At 44.7% G+C, this 9,618-nt stretch carries 6 protein-coding genes; 1 reads left to right on the forward strand and 5 read right to left on the reverse strand.

Going from position 1 to position 9,618, the window contains the following annotated elements; all coding sequences use genetic code 11:
- Window positions 1-288: 288 nt before the first annotated feature.
- The 5 genes from dmpG to HADU_RS08865 form a co-directional block, all read right to left on the reverse strand.
- Window positions 289-1,308, reverse strand: a complete 1,020-nt coding sequence (gene dmpG, locus HADU_RS08845) for a 4-hydroxy-2-oxovalerate aldolase (RefSeq protein ID WP_008305485.1) — start codon at window positions 1,306-1,308, stop codon at window positions 289-291.
- Between the two features lie 11 nt (window positions 1,309-1,319).
- On the reverse strand, window positions 1,320-2,216 hold the full coding sequence (locus tag HADU_RS08850) for an acetaldehyde dehydrogenase (acetylating) (protein ID WP_004729408.1): 897 nt from the start codon (window positions 2,214-2,216) through the stop codon (window positions 1,320-1,322).
- 21 nt (window positions 2,217-2,237) lie between these two features.
- Window positions 2,238-3,035: a 2-keto-4-pentenoate hydratase gene (gene mhpD, locus HADU_RS08855; RefSeq protein ID WP_008305490.1), complete on the reverse strand. Its 798-nt coding sequence runs from the start codon at window positions 3,033-3,035 to the stop codon at window positions 2,238-2,240.
- A gap of 407 nt (window positions 3,036-3,442) precedes the next feature.
- Window positions 3,443-4,111: an HAD-IA family hydrolase gene (locus tag HADU_RS08860; RefSeq protein ID WP_008305492.1), complete on the reverse strand. Its 669-nt coding sequence runs from the start codon at window positions 4,109-4,111 to the stop codon at window positions 3,443-3,445.
- Window positions 4,112-4,414: 303 nt separating this feature from the next.
- Window positions 4,415-5,383, reverse strand: coding sequence for an RluA family pseudouridine synthase (locus tag HADU_RS08865; protein ID WP_008305495.1), 969 nt, complete (start codon window positions 5,381-5,383; stop codon window positions 4,415-4,417).
- Between the two features lie 771 nt (window positions 5,384-6,154).
- On the opposite strand from HADU_RS08865, the gene HADU_RS08870 reads away from it, so the two are divergent.
- Window positions 6,155-9,589 carry an Rne/Rng family ribonuclease gene (locus tag HADU_RS08870; RefSeq protein WP_008305496.1) on the forward strand — a complete coding sequence of 1,145 codons (3,435 nt, stop codon included), beginning with the start codon at window positions 6,155-6,157 and terminating at the stop codon, window positions 9,587-9,589.
- The last annotated feature ends 29 nt before the right edge of the window (window positions 9,590-9,618 follow it).

Raw genomic sequence — 9,618 nt, forward strand, 5'->3', positions numbered from 1 at the left:
TTTTTGATTTATGAAAGAGATCTAATATATAAACTCTTTAAAATCTATTTTTTAATCGTTTTTACGTTTAAGGCTTTTTATAATACCCAAAAACTATAAGTTGTATTTATAAAAAATATGATAGCTATTTAATTCAGGGGATTTATTTCGCAGTTCAAATATTTATGCATGACAGCATACATAAGTTATTTCTAAATTTATTTTTAATTGTGTTACTTAAATATTTTTAAATTTAAAAATAAAAAAGCGCCCTTTCGGACGCTTTTTTTAAAACTTGCGTTTTAACAATTAAGCTTGTAACTCGCGCGCTTTAGACATGGTTAATGCCAAATCTTCGATCATGTCTTCCTGACCACCCACCGTACCACGGCGACCAAGTTCCATCAGGATTTCACGCGCAGATACGCCATATTTCGCTTCAGCACGTTTCGCGAACAACAGGAATGAAGAGTAAACACCCGCATAACCTAAAGTAGCCGCATCACGGTCTGCACGAATTGGGTTGTGCATCATTGGAATCACAAGGTCTTCAGCAACATCTTGTACTTTGAACAAGTCAACGCCAGTGTCCATACCCATACGGTTAGCTACAGCAATAAACAGCTCAAGTGGTGTGTTACCCGCACCAGCACCAAGACCAGCAGAAGCCAAGTCTACACGTAGCGCACCTGCTTGAACAGCAGCAACCGTATTCGATACACCCATACCTAAGTTATGGTGACCGTGGAAACCTAGCTCGATGCTTGGATCCAAGTGTTGACGTAAGTGACCTACGCGGTCGATCACATCTTGAGGAAGCATGTAACCCGCAGAGTCAGTCACATAAATACAGTTTGCACCGTAAGACACCATCTTGTTTGCTTCTTCAAGCAATTTTTCAGGTGAAGCCATGTGAGCTAACATCAAGAAGCCCACTGTATCCATTTCTAATTTACGTGCAGCGGTGATGTGCTGTTCAGAACAGTCCGCTTCAGTACAATGCGTCGCCACACGAATGGTAGATACACCAATTTCATGTGCCATTTTCAAATGGTCAACCGTACCGATACCTGGTAAAAGCAATGCAGAAATTTTTGCATTCTTCATACGTGGCACAACAGCAGATAGGTATTCTTCGTCAGTTGCAGCAGCAAAACCGTAGTTCACTGATGAACCACCCAGGCCGTCACCATGCGTTACTTCAATTAAAGGTACGCCTGCATCATCAAGTGCGGTTGAAATGGCAATCATTTGCTCAACAGTGGTTTGATGGCGCTGTGGGTGCATACCATCACGCAAAGTCATATCATGAACAATAATCTTAGACATGTGGTTGCTCCTTAAGCTTCTTCTTTGTTGAATACGTGTTCAGCGAACATTTCTGCGGTACGTGCAGCTGCTGCTGTCATAATGTCTAAGTTACCTGCATATTTAGGTAAGAAGTCACCAAGACCTTCTACTTCCAGGAAGATAGAAACACGGTTACCGTCAAAAATAGGACCGTTTACTAATTTGTAACCTGGTACATATTTTTGAACCTCTTTAATCATTGCGTGTACTGATTCAGTGATCGCTGCTTGATCTGGTTCACCTTCAACTAAGCAGTGAACAGTGTCACGCATCATCAGTGGTGGCTCAGCCGGGTTAATGATGATGATCGCTTTACCTTGTTTCGCACCACCAACTTTCTCAATTGCGCCAGCAGTGGTACGGGTAAATTCATCAATGTTTTTACGTGTACCTGGACCAACAGATTTAGTCGATACAGTTGCAATGATTTCACCATATTCAACCGGTTGAACACGAGAAACCGCAGCAACCATTGGAATGGTTGCCTGACCACCACAAGTCACCATGTTGACGTTTGGCACTTCGCCAGCCGCAAGCAATGCTTCAAGGTTTACTGGTGGTACGCAGAATGGACCAATCGCAGCAGGCGTCAAGTCAATCATGAGCACACCAAGTTCATTTAACTTGCGGCTGTTTTCAGCGTGTACATAAGCAGACGTTGCATCGAATGCAATTTTGATGTCATCTTCAAGAACGTGAGGAAGAAGACCATCAACACCTTCAGCAGTAGTTTTTAAACCCATTTTCGCTGCACGCGCAAGACCTTCAGAAGTTGGGTCAATACCCACCATCCATACTGGCTCTAACCATTCGCTGCGTTGTAACTTGTAAAGCAAATCCGTACCAATATTACCTGGACCGATCATTGCACATTTAATCTTTTTCATGAATGTACTCTCAATATTCGATTATTCAGCAGCGAAAGCAGCTGTTACTGAACCAAAGCCTTCAATTTCAATGACAAATTCGTCGCCTGCATTTGCGACAACCATTGGACCAAGCGCACCAGTCAAAATGATGTCACCTGCAAGCAATGGACGGCCACGACGTACCATTTCGTCAGCCAACCAAACTGCGGCATTCAACGGGTTTGCAAGACATGCTTTACCTACGCCTTGAGACACCACTTCACCTGCGCGAGTCATGGTCATTTTGCAATTTACAAGATCAAGGTTGTCGAGTTTCACAGGACGTGAACCCAATACAAAAGCCGCTGAAGATGCGTTATCTGCAACGGTGTCGATTAAACTGATTTTCCAGTTTTCGATACGGCTATCGACCACTTCAATTGCAGGCAGTGCATAATCAGTTGCGCTGATAATGTCTGCATACGTGTGTTTTTCTTTGGTTAAATCCTGGTTAATCACCAATGCGATTTCTGCTTCAACTTTCGGCTGAATCAGAAAGCCAGCTGGAATTGCTTCACCATCGCCATAGGCCATGTCGGCAAATAACATACCGAAATCCGGCTGATCTACACCCAGTTGCGCTTGAACGACTTTAGACGTCAAACCAATTTTACGACCCACCAGACGGCGACCTTCAGACAAAGCACGCTCGGTATTCACTTCCTGAACGGCATAGGCGATATCTACGTCAGCACTTTCACCGCCAAGTTCCGGGCGAATCGGTGCAATCGCAGTTTGTGATAATTCAGCGCTACGGAGTGCTTGAGCAACTGATTCAACGACAGCAGAATTCGACATCAATGTTTCCTTAAACTGCAAAAATGAGGTTTATGCTGGAATCCAGAATAGAGCCAGACCAAAAGCAAAAAACGTTCTGCAATTTGGAAAAGTGGCGGATACTGAAAAGAGCATAAAAATAAACAGTCTAAGAATCGGAAAATTAATGAATGAATGCCAATAGTTATTTTATTTTTCGCTATAGCTAATAGCTATAAATATTTCTTATGTTAATTCATATAAAACAATAATTTGATTAATTTTAATAGAAAAATACCGAGTGAAATTCTCAACAATTTTGGTCGTTCAAATTGATCAAGTTTGCAGCTTTAGACTAAAAGATTAGATTAAATGCGCGAATTTAATTCAATGACAGACATTTAAACTGTATAAATTGTCTGTCATTTGATAAAACCCAGCATACTGAATTAAATCGCTTCCTTCCATTGGACTTTAGCCAATAAAAACTCATGTAAGCTGCTGACATCATTCACAATCGACAGCGGATTAAAATTCGCTAAAGTCTCTGACGTATGCACACCATAACTTACGCCTACACTTGGCATGACAATATTCAGCGCCATTTCCAGGTCATAAGAGGTATCCCCCACCATAATCGCTTCATGGGCATGTACACCAGTTTCTGCTAGAATTTCCTCTAACATTAATGGGTGAGGCTTAGAACGAGTTTCACTGGCAGCACGAGTCGCATGAAATAATTCCAGACTATTGGTCTGCTTTAATACACGGTCCAACCCTTTACGGCTTTTACCTGTAGCGACAGCCAGTTTAATCCCTTGATCTTTTAATGCGTATAGCATCTCAGATACACCTTCAAACCAGGCATCCTCAACAGAGTTCGCTACATAATGTTCTGAATAAGCCTGCAAAATATCCGCATGCAATTCTGGCACAGCTGGGAATAATCGTTGTGCGACTTCCGGCAGACCTAAACCGATAATGCTTTTGGCATCAGCATTGGTCAGCGGTTGATTAAATTGCTGCGCGGCAAACTGCAGGCTAGCCACAATTTGAGCAACTGAATCAAACAAAGTGCCATCCCAATCAAAAATGACCAGTTTTACAGGTGAGTTCATAAAGATTTCCTAGATTTGATTCAGCTTTTAGAGTCCTCTCCTATCAGGAGAAGAGCAGCACTGCTGCACAAGGGAGAGACGTATTAAATTAATTCATCACCACAATTGACTTCAATAAGCAGCTACTTTTCGCATAGGTATTATCTACTTTTCAAGGATGAAAAGTAGCAAAAATCCTTTGTTACTCTGATGGCATTTCCCTATGCCACAGAGTAACGGCGACATCCATGTCGCCTGTCATCTATTTAGATGAGAAACCTAGCCTCTAAATCGTCATAAATAAAGAGACATAAGAAGTTTAACTTACTCATCATCTTCCGCAGGTGTGACTACCTTATCCGCCTTTTGCGCGCGAAGCTGTGCAACCAGACTCTGCATATCTTCAGGTAAAGGTGCCTCAATGGTCGGATAACCCGGAATCTCCAGACGCATGGCATGCAAACATAAACGGCGTGGTTTTGGCCCACGATACTCCGTCTCATGACCATACTTTTCATCACCCACCAGCGGATGACCAATGCTTAAACCATGTACACGAATCTGATGGGTACGACCTGACAATGGCGATGCATAGACCAGCGTTGCATGCATGAAGCGTTCTGCTACATTCCACTGAGTTTTCGAATCCTTACCTTCTTTAGAAACACGGACACGACGTTCACCATTAGACAGCTCATAACGGTGTAAAGGTGCATCAATAAGTTGCTTATCCAGACTTACTTGCCCTTTCACGACTGCCGCATAAGTTTTTTTAATTTTATGCTCACGTAATAAATCTTGCAGGGTTTTAAGCACACTACGTTTTTTCGAGATCATCACCAGACCGGATGTATCACGGTCAATACGATGAATCAGCTCCAAGTATTTTTTACCCGTTGCAGCACGCAGACCTTCGATCAGGCCATAGGCCACACCGCTACCGCCATGTACCGCAATCCCGGAAGGTTTATTGACAACCATCAAGCCTTCATCTTCATAGATTACACGTGCCAACAGACCTTGAGCGACCTTGTCAGAAACCGGTGCAGCAGATTCATCTTTTTGTTCATAACGTATTGGTGCCACACGGATTTGATCACCAATGGCCAGTTTAGTTTCTGCCTTAATTCGTTTTTTATTGACGCGAACCTGGCCTTCACGAATCAAACGATAGATGCGGCTTTTTGGTACACCTTTTAGACGGCTAAACAGGAAATTATCGATTCGCTGTCCATCTTGGTGCTCATCCACCTCAAACCACGTGACGTTTTGCCATTGTTGCGTAGAATTCATACAGTTACTATGACCTAAAAATTGATTGAAATTGATTAATAAATGACCACTTAGGCTATGCTTTACACAAGAAACATAAGCTTAGCCCATAGGCAGATGATTCAAGGTTTGATATAGTCAGCGCACGGAAACCATCGTTTGTGAGTAAAAGTTGGTGCATGACAGATTTATTTCTGTACATGATCATTCAATTAAACCCTCACATAATACGGGAAGGTCCCAAAAGAATTATGCCGACGCCGAAGGCTTATTATATCGGCAAAAAAGCAAACTGTTGCGTTTAATTGTACTTCAGGTACATAAATCAGTTTGTCTGAAAAAATATGTCGCCAACCTAGTTGGCTTTTAAACGTAAACTGATACACATCAGATTAGTCGCACCCTGAAGACGACTTCAGGCAACAGCGTTTGATGCATTGGATCTGCACAGTTTGTAAAGGTACGACGATAATTCCGTATCAAGACACTCTATCTATAAAGAAGGGATGATCTTCGAGCAATGTGACAGTGAAAGTTACTCACATCCAATGCACCGCTCGTCCGCCAGTGAAGCGTTCAGGTGACTTTAATCGTTTAAAGATTGAAGCCGTATTGCCATCATCAATACGTGAATCAAAACCAAAGCTGATCTATATCAAAATAGACGCTGGGAATAAAAGACTCAAACCACAATGAAATTCATTGCAGATTTGAGCCATTGATCCGTGATGTGTGATGTTCGCTACGTGTATAGCGATTTTTTGCTGTGTATCACTATAAGGTGTTACACCCATGAAACGTATGTTGATTAATGCAACACATGCCGAAGAGATTCGCGTTGCACTTGTCACTGGTCAGCGTCTTTACGATTTCGATTTAGAGAATCGTACCCGTGAACAAAAGAAATCTAATATCTATAAAGGTCACGTGACTCGCGTAGAACCTTCTTTAGAAGCTGTATTTGTTGAATACGGTGCGGGTCGTCAAGGTTTCTTGTCGATGCGTGAAATTGCCAATACTTACTACAAAGCAGATCCTCGCCAAACTTCGAATATCCGCGAACTGATCACTGAAGGCACCGAGCTTCTGGTTCAGGTAGAAAAAGAAGAACGTGGCAATAAAGGTGCTGCCCTTTCTACTTTCATTTCTCTTGCTGGTCGTTATCTGGTATTGATGCCAAACAATCCGAAAGGTGGGGGGATCAGCCGTCAGATTTCGGGTTCAGTCCGTGAAGAACTGAAAGAGATGCTGGCGTCTTTAAATGTACCTCGCGGCATGAGCGTGATTGTGCGTACTGCCGGGATCGGTCGTTCACAAGAAGAATTGCAACTCGACTTACAGCACTTGTTAGACCTTTGGGCTCAAATTCAAAGCACAGCAAACTCAGGCCCATCGCCGATGCTGGTTCATCAAGAAGCTGGCGTGGTGACACGTGCCATCCGTGATTATTTACGTGATGACGTTGCTGAAATTCTGATTGACTCTGAACAAGCCTATAACGAAGCATACAACTTCGTAAAAGCGGTCATGCCACGTCAATTAGACAAGCTCAAAACCTATACTTTAAATGAGCCTTTGTTTGCGCATTTTGGTATCGAAAGCCAGATCCAAACGGCTTATGAACGCGAAGTAAAACTTCCTTCAGGTGGCTCAATCGTGATTGACCAAACTGAAGCATTGGTATCGATCGACATCAACTCGGCAAAATCGACTCGTGGTCAGGATGTTGAAGATACCGCGTTAAATACCAACCTTGAAGCTGCTGAAGAAATTGCACGCCAGTTACGTTTACGTGATATTGGTGGCTTAGTCGTGATCGACTTTATCGATATGACCAAAGACCGCAACCAGCGCATGGTTGAAGCAAAACTGCGTGAAGCAACCCAAAGTGACCGCGCACGTATCCAGTTTGGTCAATTGTCACGTTTTGGCCTGATGGAAATGAGTCGTCAACGCTTACGTCCTTCGCTTGAAGAAGCCACTGGTTATGTCTGCCCACGCTGTCATGGCACAGGTATGGTGCGTGACCTGCGTTCTTTATCACTTTCAATCATGCGTAAAGTGGAAGAAATTGCTCTGCGTGAACGTCATGGTGAAGTTCAGGTTGAAGTACCGGTTGAAATCGCTGCATTCTTATTGAATGAAAAGCGTCACAGCCTGGTTTACTTAGAACAGACTTCAAGTACACGTGTGACTGTATTGCCGCACCCGCACCTGGAAACGCCGCATTACGAGATTTCTTATAATCCTGAAGGTTTCGCACCAACTAGCTATGAACGCACTGAAGCAACACGTTCAAGTGAAAAAGAACTGGGTTATGAGTCTTCTGAGTGGCATTTAGAAGAAGAACAACATACGCATGCAGCTGCACCAGCGCCTGCTCAGCAACAAAACAATGGCAGAAACAATAAACGCCGTAATAATCAACATCAAAACCAGCAAAATCAGAACCAGACTGCACAGCAAGCGCCGGTTGCCCAACAGGCACCTGCCCAGGTTGCTGCACCTGCTGCCAGCCCATGTGCTTGGTTAGAAAACCTGTTTGTACAAAAGCAGGCTGCAACTGTAGATCAATCTCGCACTGCCAATAATGCAGCTGCTGCGATTGAACAGCTGGTAAATAACGGCGCAGTCAGCCGTGGTCAGTTCGGCCAGGTTACATCACCTGCTGCACAGCAGGCGCCGCAGCACGTCCCACAACCAGCTGCTACACCAAGTAGCAATGCTTACCTTGCGCCATCAACTGTGGCACATAAGCCAGAGCGTGATCAGGCTGAAAAGGCTGAACGTGAAGAAAAATCACAACGCAGCCATAAAAAACAACGCAACAACAAGCACAAAGAGCAACGCGAGCCACAACAACATGACAATGCACCACAACAAGTGCATGAAGAAGTGGTTCAGTTGTCTCGCCAGGAACAGCGTCAAGAACAGCGTGAGCAAAAGCGTAAGAACCCGCGCCATCAGCAAGAGCACAACCAGGATGCTCAAGCTGAACAGCAAAATGCTGTACCACGTCGTGACCGTCGCAACCAGCAACGTCCAGAACGCCCAAATCGTCACCGCGATCAAAGCGTACTGAATGAGCAACCGGCTGCTCCACAAGCACCTGTTCAAGCTGAAGCTCCAGCAGCTAATGAACGTCAAGTACGCGTAGAGCTGATTGATGCACCGCGTCAGGACGTTACACCAACGGCTATGATGGTGAATGTCGATCAAGGCCAAAGTGAAATCGTAGCGCTGAACGGTACCGCATCTGTAGTTGCTACTCCGACTGAAGAAACTGCACCTGAAAAGGCACCAGCCGTAGCAACGATGGCAGCAGAACTGGAAGAGAAAACTGAAGCGGTTGATCTGACTGAAGCCCCTGCTCCAGCAGCAGCGCTTGAACAGGTAACGCCGAAAGCTGAAAAGTCTCGTGCCAGCAATGACCCACGTCAACGTCGTCGTGACCGTCGTGCTGCACAAGGTCAGCAGGCTCAGGCCGCTCAGCTTCGTCCTTCACAAGTACCGACACTTGGTCAGTACACCGTAGGCAGCCTGATCCGTCATGTGTACGGTGAAGACTGTTCAGTACTGATTGAGCAGTTCGGCCTGATGGCGACCTTCAACCGTGCACTGGACAAGTTCACGCAGCAATACAATGAAACTGTTGTTGTAGCAGTGGCCACCGAGAAAAAACCGGTAACGCGTGATGTAGAAGTGAACAAGGCTCAGCCTGAACCAGAACCTGCTCCGGTACTGGATCTGAATCCACCAAAACCTGTGTCAGAAAAGCGTGTAGCTAATGATCCACGTGAGCGTCGTCGTCTAGCAAAACTTGCTGCAGAACAAGCACTTGTACAAGCAAAACAGGCAGCTCAACCGGAAGGAAAACCGACTGAACCCGCTGCTGAAGCTCAGGCTGTGGCAGCACAACAAGCCGAGACGATTGAAGTTCTAAGAACTGACGAGCCTGTTAAACCTTTAGTTGCTGATCAACCTGAGACTGCAGTAACAGCAGCTCAAACTGAGCCAGAAGCTACAGAACAGCCTGAAAATGCACCTGTTACAGCTAAAGCACCAGTTGCTGCCGCTGAAGGGAAAGCATCAGCCGCTGAAAATGCAGCTGAAGCAAAAGCAGAAACAGTGGAAACAGAAGCGGAAAAAGCAGAGAAATCTCCTGCCCGTCCGCGTCGCCCACGTGGCCGTCCACCGAAGAAAGCCAATACTGCAACTGAGTCATAATTCGCCCAATTGCAGTAACTAAAAAAAAC

Origin of the sequence: Acinetobacter sp. HA, assembly GCF_000264725.1 — a bacterium.
Taxonomy (GTDB): domain Bacteria; phylum Pseudomonadota; class Gammaproteobacteria; order Pseudomonadales; family Moraxellaceae; genus Acinetobacter; species Acinetobacter schindleri.